This window comes from Variovorax sp. OK605 (genome assembly GCF_900115445.1).
In the GTDB taxonomy this organism is placed as follows: domain Bacteria; phylum Pseudomonadota; class Gammaproteobacteria; order Burkholderiales; family Burkholderiaceae_C; genus Variovorax.
In genome coordinates this window covers 58,251-73,916 of the sequence record NZ_FOWL01000010.1, presented here as the reverse complement: position 1 = coordinate 73,916, position 15,666 = coordinate 58,251, and the positions used below count along the sequence as shown (strand labels likewise).

Genomic DNA, 15,666 nt, shown 5'->3' with positions numbered 1-15,666 from the left:
GATAGATAAGAACGGCGAGCACCCAACGTGTCGATTCAAACCCCTGCCACGGCCCCTCTTGCCGGCAACGTGCCGGCCACCGAAGACCTGGGGCCGCTGGCCTGGGTGCTGGGAGAAATCCAGAAATCCCTCGACGTTGTGGGCAAGTCGTTGCGGCGCTTCGTGCGCGACGTGGGCACCGCTGCCGAGCCCGACAGCGGCCCGCTGCAAATGGCCCGCCAGCAACTGCACCAGGCCGTCGGCGCCCTCCAGATGGTGGGGCATCCCTCGCCCGCGCTGGTGCTCGGCGCCATCGAGTTCGCGGTGCAGGGCTTCATTGCCGAACCGCTGCGCTGCACCGAAGCTGCCGTGATCAAGATCGAGCGTGCCGGCTTCGCCGTCACCGATTTCCTCAACGCCCTGTTGGCCGGCAAGCCCGTGTCGTCGGTGGCGCTGTTCCCGCAGTACCGCGACGTGCTGGAGCTGGTGGGCAACGAGCGCGTGCACCCGGCCGACCTGTGGGGCGCCACCTGGCGCTGGGTCGAGGTCAAGCCCGCGTTCACGCAGGCCGCCGTCGCCTACGACCCGGCCGTGCGCTCGCGGCTGGACCGCGAAGTGCTGCAGATGGTCAAGACCGGTGACCCGCAGGCCGCGCGGCGCCTGCATGCGCTGTGCCTGGGCCTCGGACGCGGCGCGCTGCTGCCCCGCGTCGCCAGCTTCTGGACCCTGGCCGCCGGCTTCTTCGAAGCGCTGGCCACCGGCCTGATCGCGCCCGACTCGTACGTCAAGCGCGCCGCTTCGCGCGTGCTGCTGCAGTACGCCACGCTCGCGCGCGGCGACAGCCTGGTGTCCGACCGCCTCGGCCAGGACCTGCTCTTCTTCTGCGCGCAGGGCGTGCCTGCCGCCACCGACGACGCCGACACGCTGCGCACCGTGCGCAACGCCTGGGGCATCGCCAACGAGCCGCACATCGACTACACCGTCGAGCAGTTCGGCCGCTTCGATCCGCTGGTGCTGCAACAGGCCCGCAAGCGCATCGAGACCGCCAAGGAAATGTGGTCTGCGCTCTCGGGCGGCGACGTCACCCGCACGCGCCAGGTGGCCGACACCTTCGCCCAGCTCGGCGAGTCGCTGCAGAAGCTGCATCCGCCGAGCCTGCCGATGGTGCAGGCGCTGAACCACGCGGTCGACGCCTCCGTGCGCTCCGGCCAGGCGCCCGGCACCGAACTCGCGATGGAAGTCGCCACCTCGGTGCTGTACCTGGAAGCCGCGCTCGAAGACCTCGACCCGAGCGACCCGCAACTCACGTCCCGCACGCTGCAGCTGTCGGGGCGCATCGAACGCGTGCGCGCAGGCGGCCATTCCGAGCCGCTCGAGCCGTGGATGGAAGACCTCTACCGCCGCGTGAGCGATCGCCAGACCATGGGCACCGTGGTCGACGAGCTGCGCAGCCACCTGAGCGAGCTCGAGAAGTCGCTCGACCAGTACTTCCGCCGCCCGGCCGAAAAGACCCTGCTGCGCACCGTGCCGACGCAGCTCATGCAGATGCGCGGCGTGTTCTCCGTGCTCGGCCTCGACCAGGCCGCGCTCACCGTGCAGCGCATGCGCGACGACGTCGAGGCGATGCTCGTGAGCACCTCGCCGGCCGAGGAAATGGCCGGCTTCGACGCGCTGGGCAACAACCTGGGCGCGCTCGGCTTCCTGATCGACATGCTGGGCTACCAGCCCGCACTGGCCAAGCGCCTGTTCGTGTTCGACGCCGAAGCCGGCGAGCTCAAGCCGCTGATGGGCCGCCAGGCCACCGACACGCCCGTGGCCGAAGGCGCCGCACCGGTGCAGGCGCCGGCCGCGCAGTCCGTGCTCAGCATCGAGGAGGTCGACGCACAGATCGCCTCCAAGCTCGCCGCGCTCGCCACGCCCAACCGCAAGGCCAAGGTCTCGCCGATCGAGGAGTTCAGCAACAAGGCCGACAGCTGGACCCACAAGATTTCCGGACCGTCGGCGCTGCCCGACACCGAAGTCACCGAGCTCGAAGAAGACGACCTGCAGAACATCTTCCTGGACGAAGCCCGCGAAGTGGTGGAGGCCGGCCTGGCCGCCATCGCCGAGCTCGGCAGCTACCCGGACGACACCGAAGAACTCACGATCCTGCGCCGCGCGTTCCACACGCTCAAGGGCAGCTCGCGCATGGTCGGCCTCACCGAATTCGGTGACGCGGCCTGGTCGCTCGAGCAGGTGCTCAACACCTGGCTGGCCGACCAGCGCGCCGCCACGCCGGAGCTGCTGTCGGGCACCGAAAGAACGCTGAAGGAATTCAGCGAGTGGGTCGAAGCCATTGCCTCGGGCGCAGCCCACAACTGGCAGTCCGCATCGTTCAGCCGCGTGGCCAACGCGCTGCTGGCCGGCGAGCCCGTGCCTCCGCCCGTGCGCGTGGCCGACGCGGAGGCCCTGGCGGTCGCCGCGCGCCACATCGCGGCGGAAGCACCGACGCCTGTCGCCGCACCCGAGCCCGTGGCGGCTGCGCAGCCTGTGGCGCCGCTGGTCATGCCCCCGCTGCCCGACCTGTCGCTGGTCGACGAAGTGCAGGCGCCCGCACCGGTCGCCGCACCGGCCGAGCCGGAACTGGAAACCATCGCCTGGCAGGAGCCCGAGAAGCCCGCCGCGCCCGAGAGCGACGACGATTTCGCTTCGACCGACTTCCTGGACTTCGACTCGAAGCAGGACACCGCGCCGGCACCGCTGCTGAGCCTGCCCAGCGGCGACGAGTTCGACTTCCTGGCCCACGCCAAGACGCCGGCACGCGCCGAGCCCGTGGTTGCCAAGGCCGAGCCGGAACCCGAACGCACGATCGAGCCTGTCGAGTCGATTGAATCGATTGAATCGGTCGAGCCCGCACCCGCCGTCGAGGCGACCCTCCCGAGCGAAGCGGCGCTGCCCGACTTCGACTGGGAAGCCGTGCAGGCCGCGGAGCCCGAAGTCGTCGAAGCCGCGCAAGCGCCGCAGGACGCACCCGAGGCGCTCGAAGAGCCCGTGGCGCTGGTCGCCCCAGCCGAGCCTGAGCCCGAACCGCTGCTGGCGATCGAGCCGGCGCCCGAAGCCGTCGCCGAAGTCATCGCCGTGGCCGAGCCGGAACCGGAACCGGAACTGACGGTCGAGGCGCAGCCTGAACCCGTCCACGCCGCCGCCCCGGCCGCGGCCGAAGAGGTGATCGCGCCCATCCTCGAGGCTCCCTCGGCACCCGCCGAGCCGGAAATCCTCGTTGCCGACGAAGTGCCGGCACTGCAATCCCAGCTGGAGCCTGAACCGGAACCCGTGGTCGCCGCCGCCCCCGCGCCGGCCGTCGAGGAAATCATCGTCGCGGTCAGCGCGGACGACCAGGTCAAGGTGATCGGTCCGCTGCGCATCGGCATCGCGCTGTACAACGTCTACCTCAACGAGGCCGACGAATGGTCCCGCCAGCTCGCCACCGACGTCGGCGAATGGGCGCTCGAAACGCACGAACGCCTGCCTGATTCGACCGTTGCGCTGGCGCACTCGCTGGCCGGCAGCTCGGCCACCGTGGGCTTCCACAGCCTGTCGGGCATGGCCCGCCTGCTCGAAGCCGCGCTGCAGCACCTGCAGATGCAGGGCCGCGGCACGCGTGAACAGGGCCTGGTGCTGGTGGCCGCGGCCGACGAGCTGCGCCGCCTGCTGCACCAGTTCGCCGTCGGTTTCCTGCGCGATCCGGCCGAAGGCACGCTGCAGGCGCTGCGCGACATCGCCGCCTCGCCGATGCCGACCGAACTCGCCATGCGCGCCGAAGCCCGGCAGCTGCAACAGGTGGTGGTCAGCGAAAGCTTCGCCGACGTGGCGCTGGACGATTCCGAAGACGCCATCGACATGGCCGACGCGGTCGACGTCGACCTGTTCCCGATCTTCGAGGAAGAGGCCGCCGAACTGCTGCCGCAACTGGGCGAAGCGCTGCGCCAGTGGGCGCACCACCCCGACGACAGCGCGCCGCGCGCGTCGGTGCTGCGCACGCTGCACACGCTGAAGGGCAGTGCACGACTGGCCGGCGCCATGCGCCTGGGCGAACGCGCGCACCGCATGGAGTCCGAGATCGAAGTCCTGGGTTCCCAGGGCGCCGAGCGCTCCGACATCGAAAAGCTGCTCGGCCGCCTCGACGCGCTGCAGGCCACCTTCGACGCGCTGCGCGCGGCGGACGACGCCACGCAGGTCGAGCTCGCGCACATCGTGGCCTCGGCCTCGGCCGCCGCCTCCGCACCCGCCACCCAGCTGGTGCAGGTGGCCACCGACAAGCCGGCGAACGACGAAGCGGCCACACCAACTGCACCGGCCGCATCGGTTGCAGGCAGCGTCGAAGAGGCCGCCGGCACCCAAGCCGCCGCGCCCGCCATGCTGCAGCCACGCCCCGCGCCGGCACTGCTCTCGCCGCTGCGCTCGGCAACGGGCCAGGCCGTTCGCATCCGCACCCAGCTGCTGGACCGCCTGGTCGCGCAGACCGGCGAGGTCATCATCACGCGCTCGCGCCTGGAGGCCGAACTCGGCCAGCTGCGCGGTTCGCTCGCCGACCTCACGGGCAACCTGGACCGCCTGCGCCAGCAGCTGCGCGACATCGAAGTGCAGGCCGAAAGCCAGATGCAGTCCCGCCTGGCGCAAGCCAAGGACTCGCAGCAGAGCTTCGACCCGCTGGAGTTCGACCGCTTCACCCGCGTGCAGGAACTCACCCGCATGATGGCCGAGTCGGTCAACGACGTGGCCACCGTGCAGCGCACGCTGCAAAAGACGGTGCAGGCCACGGAAGACGACCTGAACGTGCAGGCACGCCAGACGCGCGAACTGCAGCGCGGCCTGCTGCGCACGCGCATGGTGGAGTTCGAAGGCATCTCCGACCGCCTGTACCGTGTGGTGCGCCAGGCTTCGAAGGACACCGGCAAGCAGGTGCGCCTGGACATCGTCGGCGGCTCCATCGAGATGGACCGTGGCGTGCTGGACCGCATGACGCCCGCCTTCGAGCACTTGCTGCGCAACTGCGTGGCCCACGGCATCGAGGACGTGGCGGCGCGCGAGAAGGCCGGCAAGGACGCCAGCGGCCTGATCGTCATCGACCTGCACCATGAAGGCAACGACGTCTCGGTGAGCTTCCGCGACGACGGCGCCGGCCTGGACCACAAGCGCATCGCCGAGCGTGCCCGCACGCTGGGCCTGCTCGGCCACGACCAGGAACTGTCGCCCGAAGAGGCAACCGAGCTGATCTTCAAGCCCGGCTTCTCCACGGCGGGCCAGGTGTCCGAACTGTCCGGGCGCGGCATCGGCATGGACGTGGTGCGCGCGCAGATCGCGGCGCTCGGCGGCCGCATCGAAACGCACAGCGTCGCCGGCCAGGGCACCACCTTCAAGCTGGTGCTGCCGCTGACCACCGCCGTGACGCACGTGGTGATGCTGCGCGCGGGCGAGGTGTCGATCGGCGTGCCGTCGAACCTGGTGGAACTGGTGCAGCGCGTGGGCGCCACCGACCTCGAGGCGGCCTACCTGAACAACAGCCACCCCTTCGGCAGCGAACAGGTGCCGTTCTACTGGGCCGGCGCGCTGCTGCAGCACTCCACGCGCAGCGAGCAAAGCGCCACCAAGACCAACACGCTGGTCATCGTGCGAAGCGCGGCGCAACGCGTGGCACTGCACGTCGACGAAGTGCTGGGCAACCAGGAAGTCGTGGTGAAGAACCTCGGCCCGCAGCTTGCGCGGCTGCCCGGCCTGGCCGGCATCTCGGTGCTGGCGTCGGGTGCGGTGGCGCTGATCTACAACCCGGTGGCCCTGGCGGCGGTGCACGGCGAACTGGCGCGCGAGCGCCAGGCCGCCGCGCTGGCCGCGGCATCGGCGCACGCCGCATCGGGCGAGCCCGGCGCGCCGCAGGAGCCGGTGGCCCTGGCGCCGGTGGTGCCGCAGATCCCGCTCGTGCTGGTGGTGGACGACTCCATCACCGTGCGCCGCGTCACGCAGCGCCTGCTGCAGCGCGAAGGCTATCGCGTGTCGCTCGCGGCCGACGGCCTGCAGGCGCTCGAACGGCTGCAGCAGGAACGCCCGGCCGTGGTGCTGTCGGACATCGAGATGCCGCGCATGGACGGCTTCGACCTGGCCCGCAACATCCGCGCCGACTCGGCCCTGGCCGAGCTGCCGATCATCATGATCACCTCGCGCATCGCCGAGAAGCACCGCGACTACGCGCGCACGCTGGGCGTGAACCACTACCTGGGCAAGCCGTACTCGGAAGAGGAACTGCTGCGCCTGGTGCGTGCGTACACGAGCGAACCGGCACTGGCGGCCGCGGCCTGACGCTGCGTCGAGAGCGTCAGCCAAAAAGAAAAACGGGGCCTTCGGGCCCCGTTTCTTTTTCTGCTGCGGTGCCGAGGTCTTCGGCCCGGCGCCTATTTCTGCAGCGTCTTCGCCCGCGCCACGCCGTAGCGCTGCAGCGTCTTCTCGCGCGCCTCGGCGTGGTCCACCACCGGCTTCGGGTAGTTCTCGCCCAGCTTGATGCCGGCCGCCTCCAGCTCCACCGGCGACGCCGTCCACGGCGAATGGATCGCCGCGTTCGACAGCCCCGCCAGCTGCGGCAGGTAGCGGCGGATGAACTTGCCCTCGGGGTCGAAGCGCTCGCTCTGCGTCACCGGGTTGAAGATGCGGAAGTAGGGCTGCGCGTCGCAGCCGCTGGAGCTGGCCCACTGCCAGCCGCCGTTGTTCGAGGCCAGCTCGAAGTCGTTCAGGTGCGTGGCGAAGTAGGTCTCGCCGCGCCGCCAGTCCAGCCCCAGGTCCTTGCACAGGAAGCTCGCCACCACCATGCGCAGGCGGTTGTGCATGTAGCCGCTCTGGTTGATCTGCAGCATGGCCGCGTCCACCAGCGGGTAGCCCGTGCGGCCCTCGCACCAGGCCTCGAACAGCTGGTCGGCGTGCTTGCCGTGGTGCCACTGGATCTTGTCGTAGTCGGGGCGGAAGCTCTTCGACTCGCCGTTCGGGCGCACGTGCGGAAAGTGCGCCAGGATCTGGAAGTAGAAGTCGCGCCAGATCAGCTCGCTCAGCCAGGTCGCCGCGCCCGGGTTGCCCTGCAGCGAGAGCTGGTGCGCCACGCTGGCCAGCTGGCGGATCGACACCGTGCCGAAGCGCAGGTGCACGCCCATGTAGCTGGGCCCGCGCACCGCGGGAAAGTTGCGCGCCTCGTCGTAGCGGTCGATGCGCTCGAAGAAGTCCTCGAACAGCGCGCCCGCGCCCTTGGTGCCGGTGGGAATCTCCAGCGCCGAGAGGTTGGTCTTCTCGAAGCCGATCTCGCGCAGCGCGGGCACCGGCTCGCCGTAGGCCGGGGGCGAGGGCACCAGCGCGTCGGCGTGGCTGCGCACAGGGTACGACTTGAGAAAGAACGAATCGACCTTGGCCAGCCAGGCGCGCTTGTATGGCGTGAACACCGTGTAGGGCTGGCCGGTCTTGGTCATGACCTCGTCGCGGTCGAAGACGGTCGAGTCCTTGTAGGTGTGGAAGGTCACGCCCGCATTGGCCAGCGCGCCGAACACCTTGGCGTCGCGCTCCAGCGCCTCGGGCTCGTCGTCGCGGTTGGCGAACACGGCCTGCACGTCGAGCTCGCGGGCCAGGGCCGGAATTTCCTGCACCGCCGCGGCGTGCCGCACGATCAGCCCGCCGCCGAGCGCGCGCAGCTCGGATTCGAGCTCCACCAACGACTCGCGGATGAATTCGACCCGCCGGTCGGCCGAGGGCAGGGCGTCCAGGATCGCCTTGTCGAAGACGAAAACACAGACCACCTGGCGGCAGGCGCGCAATGCGCGGTAGAGGGCGGCGTTGTCGTCGACGCGAAGGTCGCGGCGGAACCACATGAGCCCTTTGGGATAGGTCTTGTCGACGGCCAGTAAAATCGGAGGCATATGGCTGCCGATTCTGCCCCGATGAACCTCACGCATCATTTTTTGATAGCGATGCCCGGGATGGAAGACAAAACTTTCAACCGCAGCGTCGTGTACCTCTGCGAACACAGCGAGCGCGGTGCGCTCGGGCTGGTGATCAACAAACCCAGCGACATCAACCTCAAGGTGCTGTTCGAGAAGATCGAGCTTCACCTGGCCCGCCCCGAGCTGGGCGACGCCCCCGTCTTCCAGGGCGGCCCGGTGCAGACCGAGCGCGGCTTCGTGCTGCACGAGCCGGTCTTCACGCAGGCCGAGAAGCCCGAGGAGTCGGTCTACGCCTCGACCATGACCATTCCCGGCGGGCTCGAGATGACCACCTCCAAGGACGTGCTGGAGGCCCTGGCCACCGGCGCCGGCCCGCGCAAGGTGCTGGTCTCTCTGGGCTATTCGGCCTGGGGCGAGGGCCAGCTTGAGTCCGAACTGGCCGAGAACAGCTGGCTCACCGTCGGCGCCGACCCGGCCGTGATCTTCGACACCCCGGTCGAGCAGCGCTACGACAAGGCCCTGCTGCTGCTGGGCCTCGAGGCCTGGAAGCTGTCGCCCGACGCGGGCCACGCATGAGCGACGTCATGTCCGACGCGCCCACGCCCGCTCCTGCTTCCGTTCCTGTTCCGGCTCCCGTTCCCGCCGGTTTCCAGACCTTCCTGGCCTTCGACTACGGCACCAAGCGCACCGGCGTGGCCAGCGGCAACCGGCTGCTGGGCACCGCCACGCCGCAGGCCACCATCAAGGCCGAGGGCGCCGACGCGCGCTTCGCCCAGGTCGAGGCGCGCATCAAGGAGTGGCAACCCGACGCGCTGGTGATCGGCGTGCCCTACCACCCCGACGGCGCCCCGCACGAGAACACCCGCCGCGCGCAGAAGTTCGCGCGCCAGCTGCGCGGGCGTTTCAATCTCCAGGTGTTCGAGGTCGACGAGCGCTACAGCACCACCGAGGCCCTGTCCTCGGGCGCGCGCGATGCCGATGCCGCCTCGGCCTGCATCATCCTGGAGCAATTTTTGAGGAGTCTCCCGTGAGTTCCATTTCCACCATTCCGGACGCCGAGGCGCTCTACACCCAACTGCTGGCCGGCGTGAAGACGCTCATGCGCCCGGCCACCAGGCTGGTGGGCATCACCTCCGGCGGCGCCTGGCTGGTCGAGCGGCTGCAGAAGGACCTGGGCCTGAGCGGCGCGCCCGGCATCATCTCCTCGGCCATGCACCGCGACGACTTCGCGCGCCGCGGCCTGTCGGCCAGCGCGCAGACCGCGCTGCCCTTCGACGTGAACGGCACCGACGTGCTGCTGCTGGACGACGTGCTCTACACCGGGCGCACCATCCGCGCCGTGCTCAACGAGCTGTTCGACTTCGGCCGCCCCGCCTGCGTGCGCCTGGCGGTGCTGGTCGATCGCGGCGGGCGCGAGCTGCCCGTGGCCGCTGACTTCGCGGCCACCACGCTCACGCTGCCCGACACCCAGTTGCTCGCACTCGCACGCGCCGAAGACGGCGCCTTCAGCCTCAAGGTGGAGGAAAACAAGTGAACCCCCACGTTCATCACTTCGTGTATTCACTGCCCTCCGAGGGGGCGCCGGCCTCCCTTGGGGCGGCCCGGCGGGAGGCCTGCAAGTAAATGCTCTACAAGCGAAACCCCCAGCTCAACAAGAACGGCGAGCTGATCCACCTGCTGTCGATCGAGGGCCTGCCCAAGGACATCGTCACGCACATCCTCGACACGGCCGCCAACTTCACCAGCGTGAGCGACCGCGAAGTGAAGAAGGTGCCCCTGCTGCGCGGCAAGAGCGTGTTCAACCTGTTCTTCGAGAACAGCACGCGCACCCGCACCACCTTCGAGATCGCGGCCAAGCGCCTGAGTGCCGACGTCATCAACCTTGACATCGCGCGCTCCTCGGCCACCAAGGGCGAGTCGCTGCTGGACACCATCGCCAACCTGAGCGCCATGGCCGCCGACCTGTTCGTGGTGCGCCACAGCGAGTCGGGCGCGCCGTACCTGATCGCACAGCACGTGGCGCCCCACGTGCACGTGGTGAACGCCGGCGACGGCCGCCACGCGCACCCCACGCAGGGGCTGCTCGACATGTACACGATCCGCCACTACAAGAAGGACTTCTCGAACCTCACGGTGGCGATCGTCGGCGACGTGCTGCACTCGCGCGTGGCGCGCTCCGACATCCACGCGCTCACCACGCTGGGCTGCGCCGAGGTGCGCGTGGTCGGCCCCAAGACGCTGGTGCCCGCCGACATGGCCGGCATGGGCGTGCGCGTGTGCCACACGCTCGAGGAAGGCATCAAGGACTGCGACGTGGTCATCATGCTGCGCCTGCAGAACGAGCGCATGAGCGGCGCGCTGCTGCCTTCGTCGCAGGAGTTCTTCAAGACCTTCGGCCTCACGCCCGAGAAGCTGCAGCTCGCCAAGCCCGACGCCATCGTGATGCACCCGGGCCCCATCAACCGCGGCGTGGAGATCGACTCCGCCGTGGTCGACGGCAAGCAGAGCGTGATCCTCCCGCAGGTCACCTTCGGCATCGCCGTGCGCATGGCCGTGATGAGCATCGTCGCAGGTAACGAAGCATAGACATGTTGCTCGCCCCCAGTCTTCGCGCACTTCGTGTCGCTTCGCCAACCCCCTGCCGGGGGCAACACCGGTGGCCCGGCAAAGCCGGTTCCACGGTGTTTCCCGAAAAGGCCTTGACCGCCATCGGAAGACCATACGCATGAACATCCATATCACCAACGGCCGCGTCATCGACCCCGCCTCGGGCACCGACAACAAGGCCGACATCGCCATCGCCGACGGCAAGATCGCCGGCATCGGCGGCCGCATTCCGGCCGGCTTCAAGGCCGAGCGCACCATCGACGCCGCGGGCTGCATCGTCGCCCCCGGGCTGGTGGACCTGGCCGCGCGGCTGCGCGAGCCCGGCTACGAACACGAAGGCATGCTCGAAAGCGAAATGGCCGCGGCCATTGCCGGCGGCGTGACCAGCCTGGTGTGCCCGCCCGACACCGACCCCGTGCTCGACGAGCCCGGCCTGGTCGAGATGCTCAAGTTCCGCGCCGAGAAGCTGCAATGCGCGCGCCTGTTCCCGCTGGGCGCGCTCACGCGCAACCTGGCCGGCGGCGTGCTCACCGAGATGGCCGAGCTCACCGAGGCCGGCTGCATCGGCTTCAGCCAGGCCGACGTGCCGCTGGCCGACACGCAGGTGCTGCAGCGCGCGCTGTCGTATGCCAGCACCTTCGGCTACACCGTGTGGCTGCGCCCGCAAGACCGCGACCTCGGCAAGGGCGTGGCCGCCAGCGGCCCGCTGGCCACGCGCCTGGGCCTGGGCGGCGTGCCCGTGTCGGCCGAGACCATCGCCATCTTCACCATCGTGGAGCTCATGAAGGCCACCGGCGCGCGCGTGCACCTGTGCCGCATCTCCAGCGCCCGCGGCGTGGCGCTGGTGCGCGAAGCCAAGGCGCAGGGCCTGCCGTTGACCTGCGACGTCAGCATCAACTCGCTGCACCTGGCCGACACCGACATCGGCTACTTCGACAGCCGCGCGCGCCTGAACCCGCCGCTGCGCCAGCAGGGCGACCGCGACGCGCTCTCGGCCGCGCTGGCCGACGGCACCATCGACGCGCTGGTGTCCGACCACACGCCGGTCGAGGCCGACGCCAAGACCTTGCCCTTTGCCGAAGCCGAGCCGGGCGCCACCGGCCTGGAGCTGCTGCTGCCGCTGGCGCTGCAATGGGGCGAGCGCAGCGGCGCGGGCCTGGCGCGCGCCATCGAGGTCATCACCTCGGCGCCGGCGCGCCTGCTGAGCGCCGCCGACACGGACACCGGCATCGGCCGCCTGGTCGAAGGCGGCGTGGCCGACCTGTGCATTGCCGACTCCGCGCTCGAATGGCAGGTGCAGCCTGATGCGCTCAAGAGCCAGGGCAAGCACACGCCGTTCTCCGGCTACCCGCTGCTGGGCCGCGCGCGCCACACGCTGGTGGCCGGCCGCGTGGTGCACGGCTGAGCGGCGACCGAGACAAGCCGAAAAGAAAAACCAAAAGAAAAGCGCCCCGATGGTTCATTCACTGAAGGCCTGCTGGCGCCTCCTGCATGCGGTAGTGCATGCGCTGGCCGGCTGGTGGACGATCCGCTTCACCTTTCCCGGCCTCTCGCAGCCCGAGCGCAACGCGCGCGTGCAGGCCTGGTCGAAACGCATGCTCGGGATCATGGGCATCACGCTCAAGGTGCAGGGCACGCCGCCGTCCGGCGGGCCGGTGCTGCTCATCTGCAACCATCTGTCGTGGCTAGACATCACCTGCATCCATGCGGCGCGCCATGTGCGCTTCGTGTCGAAGTCGGACGTCAAGGGCTGGCCGCTGATCGGCACGCTCTCCACCGGCTCGGGCACGCTCTACATCGAGCGCGAACGCCGCCGCGACGCGTTGCGCGTGGTGCACCACATGACCGAGGCGCTGCGCAACGGCGACATGATCGGCGTGTTCCCCGAAGGCACGACCAGCGACGGTCGCGGCCTGCTGCCGTTCCATGCCAACCTGCTGCAGGCCGCCATTTCTTCCGGCGCGCCCGTGCTGCCCGCCGCGCTGCGCTTCGCCGATGCCGCCACCGGCGAAACCAGCCAGGCGCCGCGCTACATCGACGACGACAACCTGCTCGCCTCGCTGTGGAACACCCTGCGCGCGCCGCCGCTGCTGGCCATCGTGCGTTTCGGCGAGCCGCAGGACCCGCATGGCCGCGACCGCCGCGCATGGGCCCAGTCGCTGCATGAAGACGTGCAGCAGCTGCGCCGCGAGACGCACTGAGCGACCCTCGCCACCCTTGCACCTCTCCCGCCTTCTCGGCGCCGGATAAAAAAAGCGCCTCCGAGGAGGCGCTGAACGACGCCGAAGCGCCGTGAGGAGGAACCGCAATCTCGCAGTTCGAGCAAAAACTGTCAGGCGGTCAGAGGATGCCGAAGATCTTCAGTCCGATGATCACGATCACCGGTACGCCGCAGAGCCAAAGAATGATGCTTTTCATGATCGGTGTCTCCTGAACTGGTAAGCCTGAAGGTTGGCGCGGCTGGTGCGCGCGGCGTGCGGGATAAAGCAATTCAAGCGCGTGAGCGCGTGCCTACATTGCCGTGCGCGCAGGCCTGCCCCCGGTGTGGGCGCGGAGCCCGGCCAAGCTCAGCGGGCTGGACGGGCCGGACAGGTTCGGCTCCGTATAACCCATTCATGGGATTGACCCCGTGCATGCCACGGCGACACTGGGTCCACAAGAAAACCAATCCATGGGACATGCCCGCCCGCGCTGCGGCGGGCCGTCCCCGAGCGCCCGCCCACCCTTGACCACACATCCCATTTCCGTCGATCTTCCGGGCGGCTGGTCCTGCTCGTTCCACTTCAAGCAGGGCTCCAGCGGCGGCTATTCCGGCGTGGCCGAGATCGCGCTGAACGGCCTGCGGCACGGGGAGCTCGTGATCATGGAGCAGCCCTCGCTCGAAGCGGCCGTGGCGCGCATGAAGCTGCGCGCCAGCCAGTTCGTGCGGGTGCGGTCCGCGGAAGGCGCGCAGAAGCCCTGGCGGCAGCGGGCCTGAGCTGTTGAGCGCCTGAACTCCTGAACGCAAAAGTAACATCGGGCCTCCACAACATGGAGGCAGAGACAGGTATGGGACGGATCTTCCTGGCAGGCATCGTCATGGCCACTGTCGCGTGTGTCGCGTGCGGGGCCGCCGCGCAGACGCGCAAACCCTTTCCCCCCGGCGTGGTGGGCGTGCTGCCCATCGACGCGGGCACCGAGTACGTGTTTCTCGACCGGCCCACCACCTTGGGCGGCGCGTGCAAGGGATGGAAGGCGGTGTCGATCCAGAAACCGGGCGAGCTGGGCTCGGGCATGATGGCCATCATGTGCTGGAAGGAATCGAACGGCCAGCTGCTGACCGCCACCGCCGTCAAGGTCACGCCGCAGGTCGCGCCGATGGACCTGATCCGCTGACTCCCTGACCCCGACCGCCCCCCGGCCCGTTGACCGGCCGGCGCCGCTCAGGCCGCCAGCAACCTGCCTTGCCGCCGCACGGCACGCCCCTGGTGCCCCATGCGCCCCGCCGCATCGGGCGGTTGTCCCGGCACCCACTCGCCCTTGGCCGACGCATCGCCCGGCAGCACGAACTGGCTGATCAGCGTGTCGAGGTTGTGCGCCTGGTCGCGCAGGCCTTCCGACGCGGCGGCCGACTCCTCGACCATCGCCGAGTTCTGCTGCGTCATCTGGTCCAGCCGCGCCACGGCCGTGTTGATCTGCCCGATGTCCTGCATCTGCGAGTGCGTGGCCATCGTGATGGCGCTGACCGTGCCCGCCACCTGGCCGATCGACGACACGATGCGCCCCATGGTCTGGCCCGCGTTGTCGGCCAGCACCGTTCCCGCCTCGATGCGCTGCACCGAGTCGTCGATGAGCCCCTTGATCTCGCGCGCCGCCGCCGCCGAGCGCGTGGCCAGCAGCCGCACCTCCGACGCCACCACCGCGAAGCCGCGCCCCGCGTCGCCGGCACGCGCCGCCTCGACCGCGGCATTGAGCGCGAGGATGTTCGTCTGGAACGCGATGCTGTCGATCACGCCCGTGATGTCGGCCACCTTGTGCGAGGCGCGGTGAATGTCCTGCATGGTGCTCACCACCTGCGACACCACCTCGCCGCCCTGTGCCGCCACCGCGGCGGCGGCGCCGGCCATGCGTTCGGCCTCGCCCGCGGCGTCGCTCGACTCGCGCACCGTGCGCATCACCTGCTCGAGCGCCGCCGCCGTCTGCTGCAGGCTGGCCGCGGCGTCTTCGGTGCGCGCTGAAAGGTCGGTGTTGCCGTGCGCGATTTCGCCGGCCGCCGAACGCACGTTCTGCACCGACTCGCGCACCCGCAGCACCAGCTCGCGCAACGCGCCCTGCATCGCGCCCAGGGCCTGCAGCATCTGCCCGGCTTCGTCGCGCGCGTGGCCTTCGATGTCTTGCCGCAGGTCGAGGCTGGCGACGCGTTCAGCGGTTTCGTTGGCCGTGCGAATCGGCCGGCTGATGCTGCGCACCAGCCACTGCGCCAGCACCACGCCCAGCAGCAGCGCGGTGGCGCTGAACAGCATCAGCGCCAGCCGGGCCGACGCGCTGAGTTCGGCAATGCGCACGCCGGCCCCGTCGATGGCCTCGCGCTGCGATTGCGCGAGCCTCGAAACGGCCGCCAGCAGCGCCGCCGAGCTTGGCTGGAAGCGCTGCGCATACACGTTGCGAATGCGCTCGGTCAGGCCCGAATCGCGCGCGGCAATCAGTTCCTTCACGGCGGCCGCGAAGTCCTTGCTGGCGGCGTCGGCCTGCGCGAGCAAGGCGCGGTCGGCGTCGTCCTGCAGGCGCTGGCCCACTTGCTTGAGCAGGTCGTCGTACTTGGCCGCGGTCGCCTGGATGTCGGCCGAGAGGATCTCGCCGACCTCGGGCTCCGAACTCAACGCCATCGCCTTGTAGCGCTCGGCGTTGATGGCCTGCAGCCGGTAGGCGTCGACCACGAGGCGTTCGGACACGCCGCGTTCCTGGATGGCTTCGCGCGTGGCCTCGTCGACCTTGGCGAGCGACCAGATGCCGATGCCGGAGCCCGCGAGGGTCAGCAGCAGCACGACGGTGAAGGTCGCGAGCAGGCGGCGGCCGAGGATGTTGCGGGGGCGGGGAGAGGTTGGGTGTTCTTTTGTCACGGGCGCATTAGAGCGGCGCCGTGTGACTGGGC

11 protein-coding genes are annotated in these 15,666 nt (G+C 69.7%); 9 read left to right on the top strand and 2 right to left on the bottom strand.

The window, feature by feature from the left end:
* Window positions 1-27 precede the first annotated feature (27 nt).
* Window positions 28-6,312: a hybrid sensor histidine kinase/response regulator gene (locus BM013_RS25210; RefSeq protein WP_093130407.1), complete on the top strand. Its 6,285-nt coding sequence runs from the start codon at window positions 28-30 to the stop codon at window positions 6,310-6,312.
* Between the two features lie 92 nt (window positions 6,313-6,404).
* On the opposite strand, the gene BM013_RS25205 is transcribed toward BM013_RS25210, so the two are convergent.
* Window positions 6,405-7,904, bottom strand: coding sequence for a cryptochrome/photolyase family protein (locus BM013_RS25205; protein ID WP_093130406.1), 1,500 nt, complete (start codon window positions 7,902-7,904; stop codon window positions 6,405-6,407).
* Between BM013_RS25205 and BM013_RS25200 the strand changes: the two genes are divergently transcribed.
* The 8 genes from BM013_RS25200 (at window position 7,905) to BM013_RS25165 (ending at window position 13,910) form a co-directional block, all read left to right on the top strand.
* A complete protein-coding gene (locus tag BM013_RS25200; protein WP_093130405.1) occupies window positions 7,905-8,504 on the top strand; it encodes a YqgE/AlgH family protein in 600 nt (199 codons plus the stop codon).
* On the top strand, window positions 8,501-8,959 hold the full coding sequence (gene ruvX / locus BM013_RS25195; protein WP_371280821.1) for a Holliday junction resolvase RuvX: 459 nt from the start codon (window positions 8,501-8,503) through the stop codon (window positions 8,957-8,959). Before BM013_RS25200 ends, ruvX begins: the two co-directional genes overlap by 4 nt.
* Window positions 8,960-8,964: 5 nt before the next feature.
* Window positions 8,965-9,462: a bifunctional pyr operon transcriptional regulator/uracil phosphoribosyltransferase PyrR gene (gene pyrR / locus BM013_RS25190; protein ID WP_093130601.1), complete on the top strand. Its 498-nt coding sequence runs from the start codon at window positions 8,965-8,967 to the stop codon at window positions 9,460-9,462.
* An 89-nt stretch (window positions 9,463-9,551) separates the two neighbouring features.
* Window positions 9,552-10,514, top strand: a complete 963-nt coding sequence (locus BM013_RS25185; protein WP_093130404.1) for an aspartate carbamoyltransferase catalytic subunit — start codon at window positions 9,552-9,554, stop codon at window positions 10,512-10,514.
* Between the two features lie 139 nt (window positions 10,515-10,653).
* Window positions 10,654-11,940 carry a dihydroorotase gene (locus BM013_RS25180; protein WP_093130403.1) on the top strand — a complete coding sequence of 429 codons (1,287 nt, stop codon included), beginning with the start codon at window positions 10,654-10,656 and terminating at the stop codon, window positions 11,938-11,940.
* A gap of 49 nt (window positions 11,941-11,989) precedes the next feature.
* Complete coding sequence (locus BM013_RS25175) at window positions 11,990-12,736, top strand: lysophospholipid acyltransferase family protein (RefSeq protein WP_093130402.1); 747 nt, start codon at window positions 11,990-11,992, stop codon at window positions 12,734-12,736.
* A 524-nt stretch (window positions 12,737-13,260) separates the two neighbouring features.
* Window positions 13,261-13,512, top strand: coding sequence for a hypothetical protein (locus tag BM013_RS25170; RefSeq protein WP_093130401.1), 252 nt, complete (start codon window positions 13,261-13,263; stop codon window positions 13,510-13,512).
* A 71-nt stretch (window positions 13,513-13,583) separates the two neighbouring features.
* On the top strand, window positions 13,584-13,910 hold the full coding sequence (locus tag BM013_RS25165) for a hypothetical protein (RefSeq protein ID WP_093130400.1): 327 nt from the start codon (window positions 13,584-13,586) through the stop codon (window positions 13,908-13,910).
* 47 nt (window positions 13,911-13,957) lie between these two features.
* On the opposite strand, the gene BM013_RS25160 is transcribed toward BM013_RS25165, so the two are convergent.
* Window positions 13,958-15,634 carry a methyl-accepting chemotaxis protein gene (locus BM013_RS25160; RefSeq protein WP_093130399.1) on the bottom strand — a complete coding sequence of 559 codons (1,677 nt, stop codon included), beginning with the start codon at window positions 15,632-15,634 and terminating at the stop codon, window positions 13,958-13,960.
* Between the last annotated feature and the right edge of the window lie 32 nt (window positions 15,635-15,666).